The following is a 19,496-nucleotide window of genomic DNA, read 5'->3' on the forward strand; positions in this document are numbered from 1 at the left end:
TCAGATTTGCTTGTAGAGCCGCCATCTTTGATTTTAGAATCAGAATAAGTCCCATCAGAGCCTAAAGCAGCAAGTTTAGAGTCTTTTAGAAGTTTTGCAAGTGCATAAGGGTTAGAGTATTGAACATTTCTTGCAGTGATTGAAGTTTCATTAGAAATATTCATAGCAGTATTAGCACTAGAGTTTGCACCCATAGAATCTGTTTGAGAATTTGCGGAGGATTCTATTGAATCTACAAACGGTTTTAATTGTTTTGCTAAATTTAGTGTGATATTAGATTTTTCAGCAGCGCTAAGAGCAGAGTCTAGCAAACTTCCTAAGATATCTCCAGCAAGTTTTTCACCTTTTAGCTCTGGTGTTAAGATTTTAATAAAATCTTTTGCGGTGCCAGTAGATTGAGAACTTTCCAATGCTGCAATCTTATCGCTAATTTCTTGTTTTATTTTTTCAATTTCTTCTTTAAAAGCATCTAAATTTGCATCTGGTTTGCTTTCAAGGATTGTTTTATCTAGTTTAAAATTCCTTTTAGATCTATTGCGGCGTCTTTTATCTTGCTTGTAACGATTAAAAGCTCTCTATCACCTTCTTTTTTAACAGAGTGTGTAGTCTGCAAATGCACCTGCATCAGCTGGGTTAAATCCGACTTGCTGAAAATGTGTTGCACTACTTAAATCAGCATTTGGCAGAAGTTCAGATAAGGTTTTTCCAACAAAAGGTTTTGCTGTATTGGAGGTTGTAATATCTGTATTAAAACTACCAGCATTAATATAGGTAAATCCACTTCCTAGATCAAGCTTAGAGACATCGTTGTGCTCAATCACAAATAAAGAATTCTTAATGTCCGCCTTTCCGTATACTCTAAAATTTGTAGTATTATTAGGTGTGTAGGCTTCAAAAAGAACTTTGTCTGCTGTGAAATTCTCGCCATTACCTTTGTTGCTATCATCAATGTTTAAACTACCATTAAAATTATCATAGCCATTTACTAAAAGAATAGAGGCGATTTTGGCGTCTCCATTATCTCCATAAACATGTCCTATTGGTGCTTTGGTCCCTGTTATAGTGAAACTGCCAGCGTCTGTATAGGATTGTCCATGCATTGATTGTAATCTCATATCTGTTGCATTAATGTTTTTTTACATTAAAGTTGAAATTTGAAATAAAGCTTCCATTTCCTTTCATTGTTAATTCGGCATCATTAATATCGATATGCACGTGCTCTTTATCTTGCCCTTCGTCTCCTCCACTAAGTTCCCAAAAAGGACTTCTGTTGTTAGTTATATTGACGCTTCCATTACAACCTGTGGTGCAGCCTTTTTATAGTTGATGATGTCTTGATTATCCTTTGTAAAGTATTGATGGATATCAGAATCATTGTTGATTGTGATATTTTCATTTAAAGTTGTTGCGCTTGCTATATTACTTAGGCTTGTAATCACTCCTAAGCCTAATAAAGCTCGACTTGCGCTAATTAAAATTTTTATTTGTGTTTTTAAAAAAGTGGAGTTAAAAGAATAAAATGTGAAGAAAAGCCACATAACGCACAAAAGTGCATTATGTAATCAATTAAGAGATTCCTAATTTTTTCTCTAGTTTTAGGATTTTATCCCAAGTTTCAATAATGGAATCTGGGTTTAAAGAAATAGAAGTGATACCATTTTCTACTAAAAATTCTGCAATTTCTGGGTAATCGCTTGGTGCTTGTCCGCAGATTCCGCAGTATTTATTGTGTTTTTTACAAGCTTGTATTGCCATTTGGAACATTTTAAGCAATGCTGGATTTCTCTCATCAAAGACATGGCTTACAAGCTCTCCATCTCTATCTACACCTAAAGTTAGCTGTGTAAGATCATTTGAACCAATAGAGAATCCATCAAAGAGTTGTAAAAACTCATCAGCCATAATCACATTAACTGGCAGTTCGCACATTACATAAATTTCTAAGCCATTTTCTCCTTGCACAAGACCATTTTTGCGCATAATTTCTAACACTCTGCGCCCTTCTTCTGGGGTTCTAAGAAATGGCACCATAATTTTCATATTTGTAAAGCCCATTTCATTTCTAGCCATTGCCAAAGCTTGACACTCCCACTCAAAGGCTTGACGATATTGATCGGAATAATAGCGACAAGCACCGCGATAGCCAATCATTGGATTTTCTTCGTGGGGTTCATAATCTTTTCCGCCAACCATTCTGCAGTATTCATTAGATTTAAAATCACTTGTGCGGACAATCACGGGTTTTGGATAGAAAGCTGAAGCAATCATTCCTACACCTTCAGCGATTTTTTTGATAAAAAAGTCTTTAGGATTGGCATAACCAGACATAATTTCTCTAACACCTTCTACTCCGTTAAACTCTTTGTTTCCATTGTGTAAATCAATAAGAGCTAAAGGGTGTGCTTTGATGTAGTTGTTAATAATAAACTCCATTCTAGCAAGCCCTACACCATTGTTTGGGATCATAGAAAATGCAAAGGCTTTTTCAGGATTTCCAATATTCATATAGATTTTTGTTTTAGGTTGTTCTAGTCCGTTTAAATCAATTTTTTCAATTTCGAAAGAATGGATTCCATTATACACAAAGCCATTTTCACCTTCTGCACAAGAAACGGTAACTTCCATCCCTGTTTCTAGTTTTTCTGTTGCGCCAACTGCGCCTACGATTGCAGGAACGCCAATTTCTCGCGCAACAATGGCTGCGTGGCAAGTTCTACCCCCACGATTTGTGATGACAGCAGAGGCTTTTTTCATTGCAGGTTCCCAATCTGGATCTGTGTTGTCTGTTACAAGAATTTCACCCTGTTTTAATTCACCCATATTTGCAATATTATCAATTACGCGGATTTTACCTGTGCCAATTTTTCCACCAACTGCTTTACCAATTAGTAGAATTTCTTTTTCTTCTTTGTTGTTAAAGAAGTATTTTTCAAGCGTGTTGCTTTGTTTTTTCATTTTTTGACTTTGCACGGTTTCTGGGCGTGCTTGCACAATGAAAAGTTCTCCGCTATTGCCATCTTTTGCCCATTCCATATCCATCGGACGATATTCTCCTGCTTCTTTGGAGTAATGCTTCTCAATTAAAATCGCATAGCGTGCTAGAGTTAAAACTTCATCATCATTTAATGAAAAGCTTTTTAGTTCTTCTTCAGTGGTTTCAATATTTTTTGTGGGATGAGGAGCGCCGGGAGCTGCATAAATCATTTTGATATTTTTATGTCCTAACTGTCTTTTTAAGATGGGGCGTTTTCCTAATTCTAATGCAGGTTTAAAGACATAAAATTCATCAGGATTCACTGTTCCGCCTACGACATTTTCGCCAAGTCCCCAGCTTGAAGTAATAAATACTGCATCTTTGAAGCCTGTTTCTGTATCAATACTAAACATAACTCCAGAGCTTCCTTTGTCGGAGCGCACCATTTTTTGCACGCCGACAGAAAGCGCAACTTTAAAATGATCGAATCCTCTTGAAGCGCGGTAGCTTACAGCTCTATCTGTGAAAAGCGAAGCAAGGCAAGATTTAATATAGTGAATAAGTTCTGTTTGTCCTCGCACACTCAAATAAGTGTCTTGTTGTCCTGCAAAGGAAGCATCAGGTAAATCTTCAGCAGTAGCAGAACTTCTAACAGCAACATCAGCTTCTTCCATATTATATTCTTCGCTTAAGATTTTGTATGCCTCTAAGATTTCTTTGCGTAAATCTTCAGGCAATGGTTTTCCAAAAATCATATCACGGATTTTTTTGGAGCGGACATTTAATACATCAATCTCTGTTACATCAATTCCATCAAGTAGTTCTTTGATTTTCTCTCTAATACCAGCACTATCTAGCAAATACCAATAAGCATCGCTTGTAATTGCAAAACCATTTGGGACTTTAATTCCCATTGGAACAAGTTCTTGAAACATTTCGCCAATACTTGCATTTTTCCCGCCAACTATGGGAACATCTTTGTTGTTTAACTCTTTGAAAAACTTGATGTATTTCATCTTATTTTGTCTCCTTAAATTATTCCTACAATGCGTTGCTATAAAGCAAAGAATGCATATTTTACAGAATTTAACTTTATTGCAATCTTAGTTTATCTCTACTTTATGCGCCATTTGCTAAACTTTCAGTTATTTTGTAAATTTTACACACAAAAGTTTGTAAAGTCTATCATTTAATTAAGGAAGTCAAAATGGAAAATTTAACTCAAGTTTTAAAACAGCACAAGCTAACACAAGAAGATTACGCAAATCTTTTAAGCATCTTAGGACGTGAGCCAAACCTTGTGGAGATTGGAATCTTTTCTGCAATGTGGAGTGAGCATTGCAGCTATAAATCAAGTAAAATCTATCTAAATGGCTTTCCAACGCGCGCTCCTTGGGTGATTCAAGGTCCCGGAGAAAATGCAGGCGTGATTGATATTGGCGGGGGATATGGAGCAGTGTTTAAAATGGAATCACATAATCATCCAAGCTTTATTGAACCTTATGCAGGGGCAGCAACAGGGGTTGGTGGCATTATGCGTGATATTTTTACGATGGGAGCTAGAGTTGTTGCAAGTTTAAATTCTATTCGTTTTGGGGATATTACAAGACGCGATTCTATAGGCGCAAAACATCGGTATTTGTTGCGTGGAGTGGTTGCTGGGATTGGGGGTTATGGGAATTGTATGGGGGTGCCAACAATTGGTGGCGAGATAAGTTTTGAACCAAGCTATGAAGGGAATATTTTAGTCAATGCATTTTCTTTGGGGATTGTCAAAAAAGACGCAATTTTTTATGGAAAGGCAAGCGGAGTTGGTAATCCTGTAATTTATGTAGGTTCCAAAACGGGGCGTGATGGCTTAGGTGGGGCTGTGATGAGTAGCGATTCTTTTAGTGAAGATTCAAAATCATTGCGTCCAACTGTGCAAGTTGGAGATCCTTTTACAGAAAAACTTTTGTTAGAAGCGTGTTTGGAATTATTTGAAGCGGATTTAATTGTTGGAATCCAAGATATGGGAGCAGCAGGACTTACAAGCTCTAGCTTTGAAATGGCAGGCAGAAGTGGCAGTGGAATGATTATGCACCTAGATAAAGTGCCAATGCGTGAAAGTGGAATGACGCCTTATGAGCTAATGTTAAGCGAAAGTCAAGAAAGAATGCTAATTTGTGCTAAAAAAGGCTGCGAAGCAGAGATTATGAAGATTTTTGAAAAATGGGAGCTTGATTGTGCGATTATTGGAGAAGTTACAGAAAGTGGCAAAATGGAGCTATTTTGGCATAATGAAAAATGCGCAGAGATTCCTATTGCACCACTTAGTGAGAAAGCACCGATTTTAAAACGCCCTGTAAGTGAAAATCCTAGCTATTTGGATTCCATAGAAGCATTAAATGTAAAAGAGTTGGAATCCAAAAATAAAAATGCAGTGTTTCAAACGCTTTTTAGCAGCCCTGAAGTGTGCGATAAGGAGTGGGTGTATTCACAATATGATTGTAGTGTGCAGACAAATACGATTGTGCCAAGTGGTGCAGGTGGAGCTAGTGTTATAAGAGTTAAAGAAAATGGCAAAGGGCTTGCAATGAGTGTGGCTTGCCAAGCAAGACTTTGTTACTTAAATCCAAAAGAAGGCGCAAAGCAAGCAGTGGCAAAGGTAGGGAGAGATATTGCATTGCGTTCTGGTAGGGCTTTAGCAATTACAGATTGCTTAAATTTTGGAAGTCCAGAAAACCCTGAAGTGATGTGGCAGTTTAAAGAGGCGTGTGAAGGGATTAAAGAAGCGTGTAAAGCTCTAAATACACCTGTTGTTAGCGGAAATGTAAGTTTATATAATCAAACAAATGGTAAGGATATTTATCCTACTCCAAGTATTGCAGGGGTTGGAGTTGTAGATAATATTCACAATGTTTTACAATCAAAGTTTGATAAAGATGGCTTAGAAGTGTTTTTGCTAAAATCTAAGAGTGTTAAGCCCAGCTTTGGCGCAAGTTTGGTTGCAAAATATTTTGGCAACTCTATTAAGGGTGCAATTACAGAGATACCTTTAGAAGATGAGTTGTATTTATGGAATGTGCTAAATGTAGCAAACGAACGTGAAATCTTAAATGCTGCTGTTGATGTGTATCAAGGAGGTGTTGCTATTGCGCTTGCTAAGGCTTGTGTGCGTGGAAATATAGGGTGTGAAACAATAGAGGATTTAGATTTTAAAGCACTTTTTGGAGAAGCCCCTACGCAAGTGCTTGTTGCGTTAGAATCTAAAAAAATTGCAGAAATGCAAGAGATTTTAGGAGATTGTAATTTGGAGTTTATTAAAGTTGCAAAACTTGGTGGAGAGATTTTAAGAATTGGTGAAATTATGATTCCATTAAAGGATGCAAAAGAAATGTTTTATGGAGCTTTTGAAAAGATTATTGAAACGCTTTAGGGTTTTTAAAAAAGTTGGAATCGCTTTTTGTTGTTTGTGTTTGCAAACAAATGCTATAGATTTTGATGCTTTTTATAAGCAAGTGCATAAGCAAACTTTAGAGCGTAATTTTGTGCGCTTTAGGGATCGCTTGCTTGTTGATGTTGATGCGTATCATTTGCTACCTTTAAAAGAGAAGGAAATTTTAAATCAATATTATTCTTTAGTGCTTGTTTTTGAGAAAATAGATCGTTTTATTTATTTCAATGAACAAAGTGGAGTTGGACTATCTACACAAAGAGGGAGTCACTTGCAGTTTGATATTCGTTATTATGAAACTTTAAAAGATATTGGGATTGGTGGGAAAATTTACGCAATGTGTGTTTTGCCTTATTTTGATAAGTGTATTTTATTGGGCTTTGAGATGTTTTAGGTTGCGCTTGTTATAATGCACGCTTTATTTTATGGAAGAATTAATGTTTTTTAGAAGTTTTATTCAGACTTTGCCTGTATTAATGGGATATTTACCTCTTGGGGCTACCTTTGGAATCTTATATGCAAATTTGCATTTGCCTTGGTATTATGGAGTTTTAAGTGCGATTGTGATTTTTGCAGGAGCTGGACAGTTTTTACTTGTTTCACTTTTAAGCGCGCACGCTGGGCTTTTTGAAATAGCGATTGCTTCGTTTTTACTAAACATTAGACATTTGTTTTACGCACTTTCTATTACAAGTGAGATTAAAAATTTTGGCTTAAGTAAATATTATGTCCTTTTTGGGCTAACAGATGAAACTTTTGCGCTATTAAAGAGTAACCAAGCGAGTTTAGATTCTAAAGAAATGGAAAAAAGTTATTTTTATATCACATTTTTGGATCATTTGTATTGGATTATAGGTTGTGGGCTTGGAATCTTTTTAGGAGAATTTTTGAAGCTTAATCCTAGTGGAATAGAGTTTGTTTTAACAGCACTTTTTAGCGTGCTAACACTTGCATTGTTGCAAAATTCTAAGTTTAAAGAGCCTTTTTATCTTGCTTGTGTGTTGGGTGTTGTTGGACTTATTTATTTTCCAAAAGATGATTTTTTGCTTTTTAGTATTCTTTGTGGGGTTGTGGTTTTGCTTGCGATAAAGCCTTGGATTGGAAAAAGGGTGTAATGTGGAGCAATTAAGTCATTGGTATATTTTTGGTGCGATTTTAGCAGCAGCAGTTGGAACGGCTTTGAGTCGATTTTTATCTTTTTTTGTATTAAAAAACAGCACAGATGCGCCACTTTTGCTCTTTTTACAACGGACGATGCCTTTGCTTATAATGACACTTTTAGTGTTTTTTACGCTCAAAGATGTAGAGTGGAGTAAGCATTATGGAATTTATGAAATTTGTGGAATTGCTTGCGTAGTGGGTTGCTTTTTATGGAGTAAAAATGCGATTTTAAGTATGTTTGCAGGTTTAATTGTTTATATGGTTATGATGAATTTTCTTTAAATAAGGAATCTAAAATGGTGAAATTATATGGAATTAAAAATTGCGGGAGTGTGAAAAAGGCAAGATCATTTTTAGAATCTAAAGGCGTGGAATATGTGTTTGTGGATTTTAAAAAGGAATCTCCAAGTGTGGAAAAAATAGAGTATTGGCTGAAATTTGTCCCTTTAAGCACACTTTGTAATGCTAAAGGTACAACTTACAAAAAACTAGGTTTAAAGGACAAAAATTTAAACGAAAATGAGATGAAACAATATTTAAAGGAAGTGCCAACGCTTCTTAAACGCCCTATTGTTGAGTATGATGAAAAAGTCATTGTAGGCTTCGATGAGAATTTGTATCAAGGGATTAAATAATGCAAATAAGACTTTTTGTTTCTTGCGTCTTTCTTGTTGTGTTGATATTTTCAGGTTGCGCAAAAAGAGAGTTAAATCCCATTGCTATTACTATGCCAAAACAGGATTTAAGAGAGTTTGTAAAGGATTCTAATACACTTAAAAAGTTGGAATCCACAAAGCAAGAATACTTGCAACATTTCTTTAGTCCTTGGAATAAAAAGCCACAATTTAAAGCAAAAGATTTGAAATGGGGATTGCAAGCAGCTTATACAAAACAAGGATTTGGAGAAAATTTAGAGCCTTATTATCTTAATGAAATTAAAGCATTGGAGATAGAGGCGGATTTTAAGACATTTCCAAATACAAAAAAGCCAGCAATTATAACAAGAAGCACAAATTTGCGTGTGCTGCCGACAAATAAACCGCGTTTTTTAAATCCTAAGATTGCAGGGGAGGGATTCCCATTTGATTATTGGCAAAATTCTTATATTTATCTTGGCACACCTGTTTTGATTACGCATTATTCTCGCTCTAAGGCGTGGGCTTATGTGGAGAGCGGATTTGTGAGTGGTTGGGTGAGTGTGCTTGATATTGGAATCATCAATGATACACAAATTGAGAGTTTCAAAAACACGAAAGATTTTTTAGTGGTAAAGCAAGATTATATACCATTTAAAAATACGCATAAGGAATTTTTAGAAAATGCAAGAATAGGAATGCTATTGCCTTTAGTTGGAAGCACAAAAACAGAGTATGAAACAGAAATTTATATGCGTGATGGGCGTGGATATGCACATGCACAAAAAGTTGTGTTAAATCAAAGGGATTTTGCAAAGTTTCCTATGGAGTTTTCAAGTGCAAATGTGGCAAGTCTCGCGCAAACTTTAATAGGTGAAAAATATGGCTGGGGTGGAATGTTTGGGAATAGAGATTGCTCAATGTTTTTGCGCGATGTGCTTGGAAATTTTGGGTTTTATTTGCTTAGAAATTCTCAAGCACAAATGCACCAAAACCCAAAACAAAAAAAAATTCTTTATAAAGATATTAGCAGGCAAAATCCACAAGAAAAAAAGGATTCCATTAAAAAATATGGAATCCCATTTGCAACTTTGTTAGGAATGAAAGGGCATATTATGTTGTATTTGGGTGAAAAAAATGGGGAAATTTATGTATTGCACGATATATGGGGATTAAGAACGCTACAAAATGAAACACAAGAAGGAAGAAAAATTATAGGAAAAATTGCAATCACTTCACTTGAAGTTGGTAAAGATATAACAGGTATAAAACAGGATGAGTTATTATTGCATCGGCTTTATGGGATGCGGAATCTTTTTTTGCAAGAGTTGTTAGAGAGTAAATAAAATGGAGCAAGAAAAAATTATTGAATGTAGAAATGTTAAATTTTATTTTACCAAAGAGAGAATTTTATATAATGTGAATTGGACGATTACTAAAGGGGACTTTTGGGCAATCATTGGTCCAAATGGTGGCGGTAAAAGTACTCTAGCGCGCCTTTTGGTAGGGCTTTTAAAGCCAAGCAGTGGAGAAGTAATTAAGGATTCTAACTTGCGCATTGGTTATGTGCCACAAAATACTTTTTTAAATCGTCATTTTCCTATAACCACACTTGAAGTTGTGATGATGGGATTTTTAAAACCTGGACTTTTTGGTGGATTTTTGCCAAAGGAAGCAAAAGAAACTGCAATGGATCTTTTAAGAAAGTTTTCTATGGAATCTTTTGCGCACAAAAAGATTGGCGAACTCTCTGGGGGACAAAGACAGAGAGTTTTAATCGCTAGAGCATTGTGTGGTGATCCAAATTTATTGGTTTTAGATGAGCCAACGGCAAGCATTGATCCAAAAAGTCAAAAAGAAATTTATCATTTGTTGCAGCAAATCAATCAAGAAAAGACTATAATAATGATAAGTCATGATGTGTCTATCTTGCTTGGATATGCAAAAAAAGTTTTATATGTAAATAAAGAAGTTATGGTGCATAATTTACCAAACAACATAAACACTACCTATGATGCAAATGTGTTTAAAGAGCATTTTTGTGAAGTGGAGATGCTTATGGGCTTATGGCACTCTAAATTAGGAGAAAAAAATGAGTAATTCTTATGATGTGGCGATAATTGGAGCAGGGATTTCTGGAAGTGCGTTATTCTATGTTTTAACACAATACACGAACATTAGAAAAGTAGCACTTTTGGAGAAATACGCACAGCCTGCAACGCTAAGTTCTAGTGGAAACAATAATTCCCAAACAATCCACGCAGGGGATATTGAGACAAACTATACATTTGAAAAGGCGAAAAAGGTTTCGCGCGCTGCAAAGCTTATAGAGTCTTATGCTTTGTTTCATAAACTACAAAATAAAAGTATTTTTGAATACCAAAAAATGGCGATTGGTGTAGGAGATAAAGAGGTAGAGTTCATACAGAAACGCCACGAAGAGTTCAAAGAGATTTACCCAGATTTAGAGTTTTTTACAAAAGAAGATTTAAAAGAGATTGAACCAAATATTGTCAAATTAGCAGATGGTAGTGATAGACCTGAAAATATCGTAGGCTCTGGTATGCGTAAGAGTTTTTGTGCGATGAATTTTTGTTCTGTGGCTACACATATGATTGAACAATCTTTAAGTGGTGAGCATTCTGTAATTTTTAATTATCCAGTTACAAGTATTACACAGCAAAATGATGGAAGTTATTTAATCCGTGCTAAAGGAAGAGAAGCCATTAACGCATCTTTTGTTCTTGTTAATGCAGGAGCACATTCTTTATTATTGGCGCAAAATATGGGTTATGGACTAGATCTTGGCTGTTTGCCAGTATCGGGAAGTTTTTATTTTATCCCCGGAGATAAATTAAGAGGTAAGGTTTATACTGTGCAAAACCCTAAACTTCCTTTTGCGGCAATTCACGGAGATCCTGATGTTGTTGCAAGCGGAAAGAATCGTTTAGGACCAACAGCACTTGCCTTACCAAAGCTAGAACGCTTTAAAAGTGGAACTTATTTGGATTTTATGAAGGTTTTTGGATTTGGCAGTGCAACTACAAAAATTATGTGGGATTTGCTCTCTGATCAAGAGATCCGTGATTATATTTTTAGAAATTTCTTATATGAGATTCCAAGTATTGGAAAAAAATATTTTTGGGAAGAAGCAAAAAAGATTATCCCTTCAATTCGCTTAGAGGATTTAACCTATGCAGAAGGTTTTGGGGGAATTAGACCACAAGTTTTAGATAAAAATCTAAAAAAACTTGTTTTAGGAGAGAAAAAAATTAAAAGTGGCAAAGGGGTTACTTTTAATATGACTCCAAGCCCGGGAGCTACAAGCTGTATGCGCAATGCTTTAATTGATATGTTAGAAATTGTAGAGTATCTAAAAGCAGAAGTGAAAATGGAGCGCATTAAAACAGAATTAAATGAAGAAAGTTTGGAGTGGCTAGTTGATTAATGCGCTTTCTTACACATTTGTGCAAAATGCGTTAATTGGAGCATTTTTTACGAGTTTAATTTGTGGAATCATCGGCACGCTTGTAGTTACAAATCGTATGGTGTTTATTGCGGGTGGAATTGCACATAGTGTGTATGGTGGGGTTGGGATTGCTGCATTTTTTGGATTGCCTATTTTAATAGGCGCAACAGGGTTTAGTGTGCTTTGTGCAGTGATTTTAGCTTATATGTTGTTGTATGCTAAGGAGCGTTTGGATTCTTTAATCGGATCTTTGTGGGCTTTTGGTATGGCACTTGGTGTGATTTTAGTGGAACTAACCCCTGGGTATAGTAAGGACTTTATGGGATATTTGTTTGGTAGTATTTTAAGTATAACAGAAAATGATATTTTAGTTATGCTAGGGTTTAGCTTGTTTTTAGTTACGTTTGTTGTGTTAAATTATCGTGTGATTTTGGGGCTTTCTTATGATGATGAATTTACACAACTTCAGGGGATTAATACGCGTTTTTTTAGTGTGATGTTAATGGTGTTAATTGCGATTGGAATTGTGATTTCTATGCGTTCTGTTGGAATTATTTTAATTATCGCACTTTTGAGTATCCCAGCATATTGTAGTGAGGTTTTTACGGCTTCACTTGCTAAAATGATGCTCTGGGCTAGTATAATTTCTTTTGTCTCAATGCTAGGTGGAATTATTATTGCGTATCATTATAATCTACAAGCTGGAGCTAGTATTGTGATGGTTTTGACATTATTTTCTTTTGTTTTAGCATTTTATTATCGTTTTTTGAGTCCTAAATTAAAATTTGCTTAAATGAAAGGAAAAAGCATGGAAGGACAACAAAAAGCAGTAGAGCAAGCGCAAAATACTGCAAAAAGAGCGGTAAAAATTGCTCTTTTTGCTTGTGTGATTACAATTCTTTTTGCAACACTTAGCCTTTGGGTGCTGTTAAACCAAATTACCGCAACTGCAAATTTAACAAAAGCTCAAAAAGTGCAGGAAGCACGCCTAGAAAAGTTAGAAAATACGCAAAATTAGCCTTTAGTGTATAGAATCAAAAAGGTAGATTTTGATTTTTTGGAATTTTTAAGTTAATCTTTTATTTTCTTAGATATAATTACATCTCTCAAGCCGGGGTGGTGAAACTGGTAGACGCGCCAGACTCAAAATCTGGTGGGGGTGACCCCGTGTCGGTTCGATTCCGACCCTCGGCACCAATTAATCTTTTAATCTTCAAGTTTTCTTATTTGTTTTAATTTTTACTTTAGTGATTTTGAGAATAAAAAACAAATTAGTTTTATAATAAAGGTTTTGCGTAAATATTGCATAATATCAGTGATTTTGAATTGTCTTATGGCGTAGAGAAAAGTTTTGATTATGATTTTTTTGTAAATTGGGGGAATTTATACGGGCGATAATGTCGGAAAAGTATTTGTCTTGTAAATTACTTTACAAAATGGTGCAATGCAAAGAGAAAAACATTGTGATGGGAGTAAAAATTTTACTTTAAATCAAAGTAAGATTTAAAAACTTTTTATTTTAAATTTAATTTTTTTAATTACAATTCTAACTTTACCTTTTGTGCAAGGTTTGCACGCAACAAATTTTAAAGGATATTTTATGCTTTCACTTTTAAAACAATTCAAACAAAAATATCTTTTTTTGGGATACTTCAAAGGCTATGGTTGCGCTTGCAATTATTGCTTCAATTTATTTTGGATTTTTCGGCACAGGTTGGCAAGTTACCGGTGAGATGACACGCTGGGGTGGCGAGTTTTTGGAGTTTTTTGGGCTTGATACTAGCAAATATAGCTATTACAATATGACAAATCTATCAGGAAATCCGCTGACTCGCTATGAAGGGCTTGTGCTGATTGGTATGTTTTTAGGTGCATTAATTGCTGCTCTTTGGGCTAATAAAGTTAAATTTCGTCTTCCTGCTTCGCGTATTCGTATTGCTCAAGCTATCATCGGCGGTCTTTTATCGGGTTTTGGCGCAAGACTTGCTTTTGGCTGTAATTTGCTTGATTTTTTTACTGGGATTCCATATTTTTCACTACACACTTGGGAGTTTGCGATATTTATGGTGCTTGGGATTTTTGTTGCTACAAAAGTTGGCAAGCTTAAAATTTTTATGCCAAAAACTACCCTTGAAAAATGCGGTGTAAATGGTAAAGGGATTGTGCATGATAAAAATCGTGCAAATCGCCACTTTAAATATGGTTTAGTGATTTTAATTTTAACGCTTATTTGGCTTATTTATTTGTTTGCTACAACAGAGCCTTTTACGCTAAAAGTAAAATCTAGCTTTTTGCCATTAGGGTTACTTTTTGGACTAGTGTTTGGTTTTGTGATTTCGCGTGGTCAAGTTTGCTTTACATCGTGTTTTCGTGATTTGTTTTTGTTTGGTAGAGATAATGCTGCAAAAGGCGCATATTATGGGATGATTATTGCGACTTTCATAGTTTTTATTTTGATGTTAAATGGATATTCAGCATTTGTAAGAAGTTTATCCTTTGCTGTGGCTCTTGGTGCTTTTTTGTTCGGGTTCGGTATTGTTTTTGCCGGTGGTTGTGAGTGTGGTTGGACATATAGAGCAGCTGAAGGGCAGGCACATTTTATGATAGTTGGTGTGGCAAATTTCGCCGGAACTGCTATTTTGGCATTAATCTATGATAAGATCCCAAATTGGCTTAAATCTGGTCCAAAAATTCAGCTCTTAAATGATCTTGGTGCTTTGCCTGGACTTGCTTTAAATCTTTCGTTTTTGTTGCTATCACTTGCATTAATTTTTGCTTATAAAAAACAATTTTTCGCTCAAAGGAAAGCTTAAATGACTCATTTAGAAGAGATTAAAATTACATATACGCTTGATATTCAAGGTGAAGCTTGTCCAATGCCTGCTATTGCGACTTTAGAGATATTACCACAACTTAAAAAAGGAGAAGTTCTAGAAGTGCTTTGTGATTGCCCTCAAGCGATTAATTCAATTCCCGTAGATGTTAAAAATAGGGGATTTGAAGTTTTAGCTGTGGAACAAGATGGACCAACTTTAAGATTTATCATACGCAAACCTTAAAGCAAGATCACTTCTATACAATCTCCTATAGATTTGTTGGAATCTAAAATGCAAAGTCCAATTTGTGCTCCATCAAGTGGGCAGAAGTTGTTTAAAATCGCACTTTGGAAGTCCTTTTTGTCTTGAAAATCAATGCTAAAACCCCCGTTTGTGTTACGCACATTACATACGCGAAATTCTAGGCGCGTGTCATTTTTGCTAATAGCTTGAGTAAGTGGAATCTTAAGTGTGGTGTGTGTTTGCTTTGTGCCTAAAAGACGAAGTAAAATCTCTTTTGCAAAGAGTTCAAAAGTTACAAGTGTGGAGTTTGGAAATCCGGGCAATGCAAAAAAATGCTTTTGATTAAAATGCGCATAGATAATGTGTTGTCCGGGTTTAATCCGCACGCCTTTAAAAACCACTTCTTGAGCACGCTTTTGACAAAGTGCAGTGATGAAGTCATAATCTCCCACGCTTGCCCCGCCACTACTTATAACCATATCGCATTCATCTAGGGCGCATTGCACGCTAGCTTCTATTTGCTCTTTGTTGTCTTTTAAAATAGGGTAGAGTTTTGGGATTCCACCATTTTCTAGCACTTTAGCAAGAAGCAAATGTCCATTTGTATTATAAATATCTTGTGTTGCACTTGGGTTTTCTCCTAGCTCTAAAAGTTCATTTCCGCTAACTAAGATTCCAACTTTTGGGCGTGTAAAAACTTCTACAAAAACTTGATTTAAACTTGCTAAAAGTCCAATGTGATTAGCATTTAGCAGAGTTCCTTTGCAAAAGAGTTTTTCTCCTTTTTTGTAATGTTCTCCAATTTGGCGGATATGCTGTCCTATATGTGGTAAGGCTTGAATTTCTAAGGAATCTCGTTGAACTATGCAATGCTCAATAGGGGCTAACATATCGGCATTTTTTGGAATCTTAGCTCCTGTGAAAGTTTTGATGGCAAAAGCAGCATCAATAGGCAAGGTTACAAGTGCATTTCCAGCAGGATTCTCTCCTAAAATTTTAAAGGTTTTAGAATCTTTAAAAGCAGAGTTAAAAGCGTATCCATCCATATTAGAAAGCGCAAAAGAAGGCATATGAGATTGTGCTAGAATATCTTTTGCTAAAATTCGCCCTAAAGCTGCGTGTAAAAATACGCGTTCAACCCCTAATGGAGCAATATTTTGCTTGTGCAAAATTTCTTTTGCATCTTTGTAATCAATCTTTATTTGCATTAAATCCCCCTTAGAGTAAATGCCCCATTTTTTCTTTTTTGATTGAAAGATAGTGGGCGTTGTGTTGATTGCATTGCGTAATAATTGGTTCTCTTGTAACTTTTATCATTGTTTTAAAGACATTGATTTTGCTAGGATTATTAGTAAGTAGGCGGATTTGTGTGAGTTTATAGAAGTCAAAAATAAATTTCACAACACTATAATCACGCTCATCATCTTTAAAGCCTAAAGCTAAATTCGCTTCCACAGTGTCAAGTCCAGTATCTTGCAAGGCATACGCATTGACTTTATTAAAAAGTCCAATCCCCCTGCCTTCTTGACGGAGATAAATCACCATACCTTGTTCATCTTGGATTCTTTTTAATGCGGTGTGCAATTCATCTCCGCAATCGCATTTTAGACTAAGGAGTGCATCTCCTGTTAAGCATTCTGAATGCACGCGCACAAGTGGATTTTGTGGTAAATCTAGTGTTTTGATGACAAGATGTTCTAGGGTGCAATTTGGCTTAATTTCTTTAAAAGAACGGATTTTAAACTCCCCAAATTGCGTAGGTAAAGTAGCTTCATTAGAAAATTCTATGGTTTGCATTAAGTATCCTAAAATAAATTTAAAATGGCACATAATAACGCACTTATAGTAAGAAGTGCTTTAAGGCTTGTTTATCTTTTAAAGAAAAATGCGTTACAATGTGGGAATTTTTGCTAAGGAAATGCAATGGAAAATCCAAAAAGTGTGGAAGTTGGACAACGGATTCTTTCTAAAAACGATAAGGTAGCAATGGAATTGCGCGAGATTTACAAAAAGGATTCCATTTTTGTAATTAATCTTATGAGTTCTCCAGGAAGTGGTAAAACAACGCTGTTAGAGAATATCGCAAAAGAGAAATTTTTAGATTTTAGTGTGATAGAAGGAGATTTGCAGACAAATCGTGATGCAGAGCGTTTAGCGCGCTTTGGAGTTAATGCATATCAAATTACAACAGGGGATGCTTGCCATTTAGAAGCTTTAATGGTAAAAGAAGCTTTTGGAAATTTGCGCAATCAAGGGGAGTTAAGAGATTTTATTTTTATTGAAAATGTAGGAAATCTTGTTTGCCCAGCAAGCTATGATTTAGGGGCGAATATGAATATTGTGTTGCTCTCCACGCCAGAAGGAGATGATAAGGTGCTAAAATATCCAACAATGTTTTTATGTGCAGATGCAGTTGTGATTTCCAAAGCGGATTTGGTGGATGTTTTTGAGTTTAGAGTAGAACGGGTGCAAAAGGATTTAGCAAAGCTTAAAAAAGAGATTCCATTGTTTTTGCTCTCTTCTAAAAATATGAAATCTTTAGAAAAATTCTGTGTATTTTTACAACAAAAAAAGGAGCAAAATTATGTGTCTAGCCATACCTTCTAGGGTTGTTTCTGTGGATAAAGAAAAAAATATGGCAATGCTTGATACGCTTGGTGTTATGCGTGAAGCAAGCTTGGATTTAATGCAAGAAGAAGTTAGTATTGGAGATTATGTGCTATTGCATATTGGTTATGTAATGAGCAAAATTGATGAAGAGCAGGCAAAATTATCTCTTGAAACCTATGCAGAGATTTTAGATGCTATTGAAGCAGAAGAAGCGGAACTAAGAGAAGCTAATAAGAAAATGTGAAGACTTAAAGTTGGAATCTAAATTAGATTTTATTTTTGGATTCCAACTTCTTTATTTAAAGAGAAGCAAGTTTTTCTTGTGCTAGAGCGTCTAAACAGGAAACAACACCATCGCTTGCAGTTTCAGCTTTTTTGAAGTAGTCATAGATTTGTTCTAAACAATCTCTTGCGTTTCCGTATTGCTTCATAATTTCATGAGCAGCAATAATATTATCATGTACTTCTTTGTGGAATGGCTCTAATTTTGTATAGCTTGGAAGTGTTGAGAAAAATTGCTTTCCATTTCCGCTATCATACCATTTTCCTAAGCGACAATCGTGGTGCCCAACAAATTTTGCTTCCATATCTTCATTGAAGATTGCACGGTAACCATTTGTTTTGAAAAGTAAGTGATCAAGCTTAACAAGCCCAATAAATGTCGCAATGAGAATTTCATTTGTATCTTTATAAATTTCATCAGCAGAAGTATTGATTTTCTCCAGCGTGTCATTTTGCGCACCTAGTGTTTCCATATCTTTAATGATATGTTCTGTGGAGGTTTGCACTTCAGAGAAATTTTGCTTGACAACCTGAATATTCATTTCAATTTCTTTTGTGGCTTTTTGTGTGCGTTCTGCTAGTTTTCTAACTTCATCTGCAACAACAGCAAAGCCTCTTCCGTGTTCTCCTGCTCTTGCTGCTTCAATAGCTGCATTTAATGCTAAAAGATTTGTTTGATCAGAAATATCAGTAATGAGTGCTATAACGCTTGAAATTGCCGTAAAATCGTTTTGTACTTGTGCAATCATATCTCCAAATTCAGAGAGTTTAGCACCCATGCTAGAAAGCCCTTCTACTAGAACATTTTGTGTTTCAGAAGTGCTTTGTTTGTTTTCTTCGGCAATCCTTCTTGCGTTATATAATAAATCAACAGATTTTCCAAAATCATCTTGTAGAACTTTAAGATTTGCTCCACAGCCCTTAGCCAATGAGAGTGTCATATCTCTAAAAGTTCCAATGCAATCTCCTGTCACATCAGTATATGACTGTTCTGTGGTGGTTTGGAGTTGATTTTCAAGAACCCTGTTCTTCTCTAGCGCTTCCTGTAGTTTTGCTTTTAAGAGTTTATTTTCTTCTAAAGCATGCTGTAATTCTTCTTTATGTTTATTACCAAACATTACTTCTCCTTATTTATATTGGCAAAATTGTATTATTTACAAGTTTAAAAGAAATTAAACTTAAATATTTATATATCCCTTTAAATTAAAATTAGTCTTGTTTTAAAATTTTCTAATGAATATATGGATGTTAAATTGTAATTAGAACCCATTTAGGATTCCAATTTTATAATACACTTAGAGATCCTATGATAAAACTCACAACACAGCCCGCTAGAATAGTAGCATATTGAATCTTACGATTTTTCTTGCTATTGAAAAGTGTAATCATTAACCCTGAAAGATAAAGTAGAATCAGAGTAATGCCAAATCCTATGGCTAATACATTAAAATACCACTTTGCTTTTGCTTTGTGAAGCATAATCATATCTCCAATGAAAGAACGCTTTAGTGTTGTGATTGTATAAGTGGAATCTGAATTTTTAACAATACTTGCGCTATAATGCGTTCCACCTATACTTAATGTGCCGCCTTTGCCTGTTTTTGGAGTCAAATCAGAAGGTAAACTTAGATGATTGTCCTTCAGATATTGAACAAGTGCTTCAATTTCCTTTCCTTGTTCTATGTTTTGCGTAAGTGTGTAGCTATGTTTTGTTGCGCCACTATCTTGATTAAAACCACTAATATATAAAACGCCTGTGATTGCATACATTAATGCAATGGGCAAGAAAAATAAACTTAAATAAATATGAAGATTACGGAATTGTTTTGCCATTAAGGACTCCTTTGAAAAATTTGCGGAAGTTTAATGA

The 19,496-nt window shown here is 35.3% G+C and carries 20 protein-coding genes, 1 tRNA gene and 2 pseudogenes; 15 read left to right on the plus strand and 8 right to left on the minus strand.

Annotation, left to right across the window (positions count from 1 at the left end; translation table 11 throughout):
- The 4 genes and pseudogenes from Q0358_RS08210 to ppsA all read right to left on the minus strand — a co-directional run.
- A pseudogene (locus Q0358_RS08210) lies at positions 1-410 on the minus strand (hypothetical protein); the annotation flags it as partial.
- Between the two features lie 180 nt (positions 411-590).
- Complete coding sequence (locus Q0358_RS08215; protein ID WP_299550052.1) at positions 591-1,115, minus strand: hypothetical protein; 525 nt, start codon at positions 1,113-1,115, stop codon at positions 591-593.
- A 162-nt stretch (positions 1,116-1,277) separates the two neighbouring features.
- Positions 1,278-1,439, minus strand: coding sequence for a hypothetical protein (locus Q0358_RS08220; protein WP_299550054.1), 162 nt, complete (start codon positions 1,437-1,439; stop codon positions 1,278-1,280).
- Positions 1,440-1,566: 127 nt separating this feature from the next.
- Positions 1,567-3,990 carry a pyruvate, water dikinase gene (gene ppsA, locus Q0358_RS08225; RefSeq protein ID WP_299550057.1) on the minus strand — a complete coding sequence of 808 codons (2,424 nt, stop codon included), beginning with the start codon at positions 3,988-3,990 and terminating at the stop codon, positions 1,567-1,569.
- A 191-nt stretch (positions 3,991-4,181) separates the two neighbouring features.
- On the opposite strand from ppsA, the gene purL reads away from it, so the two are divergent.
- The 13 genes and pseudogenes from purL to yedF all read left to right on the plus strand — a co-directional run bounded on the left by purL (position 4,182) and on the right by yedF (position 14,734).
- Positions 4,182-6,392: a phosphoribosylformylglycinamidine synthase subunit PurL gene (gene purL / locus Q0358_RS08230; RefSeq protein ID WP_299550062.1), complete on the plus strand. Its 2,211-nt coding sequence runs from the start codon at positions 4,182-4,184 to the stop codon at positions 6,390-6,392.
- Positions 6,367-6,804 carry a hypothetical protein gene (locus Q0358_RS08235; protein WP_299550065.1) on the plus strand — a complete coding sequence of 146 codons (438 nt, stop codon included), beginning with the start codon at positions 6,367-6,369 and terminating at the stop codon, positions 6,802-6,804. Before purL ends, Q0358_RS08235 begins: the two co-directional genes overlap by 26 nt.
- Positions 6,805-6,847: 43 nt before the next feature.
- Positions 6,848-7,525 (plus strand): AzlC family ABC transporter permease, encoded by a 678-nt coding sequence (locus Q0358_RS08240; RefSeq protein WP_299550068.1) that lies wholly within the window; start codon positions 6,848-6,850, stop codon positions 7,523-7,525.
- 1 nt (position 7,526) lies between these two features.
- Positions 7,527-7,853, plus strand: coding sequence for an AzlD domain-containing protein (locus Q0358_RS08245; RefSeq protein ID WP_299550071.1), 327 nt, complete (start codon positions 7,527-7,529; stop codon positions 7,851-7,853).
- 14 nt (positions 7,854-7,867) lie between these two features.
- Positions 7,868-8,206 carry a Spx/MgsR family RNA polymerase-binding regulatory protein gene (locus tag Q0358_RS08250; RefSeq protein WP_299550075.1) on the plus strand — a complete coding sequence of 113 codons (339 nt, stop codon included), beginning with the start codon at positions 7,868-7,870 and terminating at the stop codon, positions 8,204-8,206.
- Complete coding sequence (locus Q0358_RS08255; protein ID WP_299550079.1) at positions 8,206-9,552, plus strand: SH3 domain-containing C40 family peptidase; 1,347 nt, start codon at positions 8,206-8,208, stop codon at positions 9,550-9,552. The genes Q0358_RS08250 and Q0358_RS08255 overlap by 1 nt, the downstream gene beginning before the upstream one ends.
- Position 9,553: 1 nt before the next feature.
- Positions 9,554-10,306 carry a metal ABC transporter ATP-binding protein gene (locus Q0358_RS08260; protein WP_299550082.1) on the plus strand — a complete coding sequence of 251 codons (753 nt, stop codon included), beginning with the start codon at positions 9,554-9,556 and terminating at the stop codon, positions 10,304-10,306.
- The gene (locus Q0358_RS08265; protein WP_299550085.1) at positions 10,299-11,654 is read left to right on the plus strand and encodes an FAD-dependent oxidoreductase; all 1,356 of its coding nucleotides are present in this window, start codon (positions 10,299-10,301) and stop codon (positions 11,652-11,654) included. The genes Q0358_RS08260 and Q0358_RS08265 overlap by 8 nt, the downstream gene beginning before the upstream one ends.
- On the plus strand, positions 11,647-12,468 hold the full coding sequence (locus Q0358_RS08270) for a metal ABC transporter permease (protein WP_299550088.1): 822 nt from the start codon (positions 11,647-11,649) through the stop codon (positions 12,466-12,468). Before Q0358_RS08265 ends, Q0358_RS08270 begins: the two co-directional genes overlap by 8 nt.
- A gap of 15 nt (positions 12,469-12,483) precedes the next feature.
- Positions 12,484-12,693: a DUF5408 family protein gene (locus tag Q0358_RS08275; RefSeq protein ID WP_299550091.1), complete on the plus strand. Its 210-nt coding sequence runs from the start codon at positions 12,484-12,486 to the stop codon at positions 12,691-12,693.
- A gap of 92 nt (positions 12,694-12,785) precedes the next feature.
- Positions 12,786-12,872: transfer RNA gene (locus tag Q0358_RS08280), tRNA-Leu, on the plus strand.
- A gap of 403 nt (positions 12,873-13,275) precedes the next feature.
- Positions 13,276-14,488, plus strand: a pseudogene (yedE, locus tag Q0358_RS08285) (selenium metabolism membrane protein YedE/FdhT).
- Positions 14,489-14,506: 18 nt separating this feature from the next.
- Positions 14,507-14,734: a sulfurtransferase-like selenium metabolism protein YedF gene (gene yedF, locus Q0358_RS08290; RefSeq protein WP_299550129.1), complete on the plus strand. Its 228-nt coding sequence runs from the start codon at positions 14,507-14,509 to the stop codon at positions 14,732-14,734.
- Here the strand turns inward: yedF and Q0358_RS08295 are convergent.
- Both Q0358_RS08295 and ribA read right to left on the minus strand, forming a co-directional pair.
- A complete protein-coding gene (locus Q0358_RS08295; protein WP_299550093.1) occupies positions 14,731-15,942 on the minus strand; it encodes a molybdopterin molybdotransferase MoeA in 1,212 nt (403 codons plus the stop codon). The genes yedF and Q0358_RS08295 overlap by 4 nt on opposite strands.
- 10 nt (positions 15,943-15,952) lie before the next feature.
- Positions 15,953-16,531: a GTP cyclohydrolase II gene (gene ribA, locus Q0358_RS08300; RefSeq protein ID WP_299550096.1), complete on the minus strand. Its 579-nt coding sequence runs from the start codon at positions 16,529-16,531 to the stop codon at positions 15,953-15,955.
- Between the two features lie 126 nt (positions 16,532-16,657).
- Here ribA and hypB point away from each other — a divergent pair, with 126 nt between their 5' ends.
- Entirely contained in the window at positions 16,658-17,341 is a 684-nt protein-coding gene (hypB, locus tag Q0358_RS08305) for a hydrogenase nickel incorporation protein HypB (protein ID WP_299550099.1), read from the plus strand.
- Positions 17,319-17,588 (plus strand): HypC/HybG/HupF family hydrogenase formation chaperone, encoded by a 270-nt coding sequence (locus Q0358_RS08310; RefSeq protein WP_299550102.1) that lies wholly within the window; start codon positions 17,319-17,321, stop codon positions 17,586-17,588. The genes hypB and Q0358_RS08310 overlap by 23 nt, the downstream gene beginning before the upstream one ends.
- Before the next feature lie 55 nt (positions 17,589-17,643).
- Here the strand turns inward: Q0358_RS08310 and Q0358_RS08315 are convergent, their stop codons facing one another.
- Together Q0358_RS08315 and Q0358_RS08320 are read right to left on the minus strand one after the other, a co-directional pair.
- A complete protein-coding gene (locus tag Q0358_RS08315) occupies positions 17,644-18,744 on the minus strand; it encodes a methyl-accepting chemotaxis protein (protein WP_299550105.1) in 1,101 nt (366 codons plus the stop codon).
- 166 nt (positions 18,745-18,910) lie between these two features.
- The gene (locus Q0358_RS08320; protein WP_299550108.1) at positions 18,911-19,459 is read right to left on the minus strand and encodes a PepSY-associated TM helix domain-containing protein; all 549 of its coding nucleotides are present in this window, start codon (positions 19,457-19,459) and stop codon (positions 18,911-18,913) included.
- Between the last annotated feature and the right edge of the window lie 37 nt (positions 19,460-19,496).

This window comes from uncultured Helicobacter sp. (assembly GCF_937893305.1).
Taxonomy (GTDB): Bacteria; Campylobacterota; Campylobacteria; order Campylobacterales; family Helicobacteraceae; genus Helicobacter_D.

What these genes read in the sequence shown, in the direction of transcription:
- Q0358_RS08215 (WP_299550052.1), bottom strand. Translation starts at nt 1,115, where the DNA reads ATGAGATTACAATCAATGCATGGACAATCCTATACAGACGCTGGCAGT.
- ppsA (WP_299550057.1), bottom strand. Translation starts at nt 3,990, where the DNA reads ATGAAATACATCAAGTTTTTCAAAGAGTTAAACAACAAAGATGTTCCC.
- purL (WP_299550062.1), top strand. Translation starts at nt 4,182, where the DNA reads ATGGAAAATTTAACTCAAGTTTTAAAACAGCACAAGCTAACACAAGAA.
- Q0358_RS08240 (WP_299550068.1), top strand. Translation starts at nt 6,848, where the DNA reads ATGTTTTTTAGAAGTTTTATTCAGACTTTGCCTGTATTAATGGGATAT.
- Q0358_RS08250 (WP_299550075.1), top strand. Translation starts at nt 7,868, where the DNA reads ATGGTGAAATTATATGGAATTAAAAATTGCGGGAGTGTGAAAAAGGCA.
- Q0358_RS08255 (WP_299550079.1), top strand. Translation starts at nt 8,206, where the DNA reads ATGCAAATAAGACTTTTTGTTTCTTGCGTCTTTCTTGTTGTGTTGATA.
- Q0358_RS08260 (WP_299550082.1), top strand. Translation starts at nt 9,554, where the DNA reads ATGGAGCAAGAAAAAATTATTGAATGTAGAAATGTTAAATTTTATTTT.
- Q0358_RS08265 (WP_299550085.1), top strand. Translation starts at nt 10,299, where the DNA reads ATGAGTAATTCTTATGATGTGGCGATAATTGGAGCAGGGATTTCTGGA.
- Q0358_RS08275 (WP_299550091.1), top strand. Translation starts at nt 12,484, where the DNA reads ATGGAAGGACAACAAAAAGCAGTAGAGCAAGCGCAAAATACTGCAAAA.
- Q0358_RS08295 (WP_299550093.1), bottom strand. Translation starts at nt 15,942, where the DNA reads ATGCAAATAAAGATTGATTACAAAGATGCAAAAGAAATTTTGCACAAG.
- ribA (WP_299550096.1), bottom strand. Translation starts at nt 16,531, where the DNA reads ATGCAAACCATAGAATTTTCTAATGAAGCTACTTTACCTACGCAATTT.
- hypB (WP_299550099.1), top strand. Translation starts at nt 16,658, where the DNA reads ATGGAAAATCCAAAAAGTGTGGAAGTTGGACAACGGATTCTTTCTAAA.
- Q0358_RS08310 (WP_299550102.1), top strand. Translation starts at nt 17,319, where the DNA reads ATGTGTCTAGCCATACCTTCTAGGGTTGTTTCTGTGGATAAAGAAAAA.
- Q0358_RS08315 (WP_299550105.1), bottom strand. Translation starts at nt 18,744, where the DNA reads ATGTTTGGTAATAAACATAAAGAAGAATTACAGCATGCTTTAGAAGAA.
- Q0358_RS08320 (WP_299550108.1), bottom strand. Translation starts at nt 19,459, where the DNA reads ATGGCAAAACAATTCCGTAATCTTCATATTTATTTAAGTTTATTTTTC.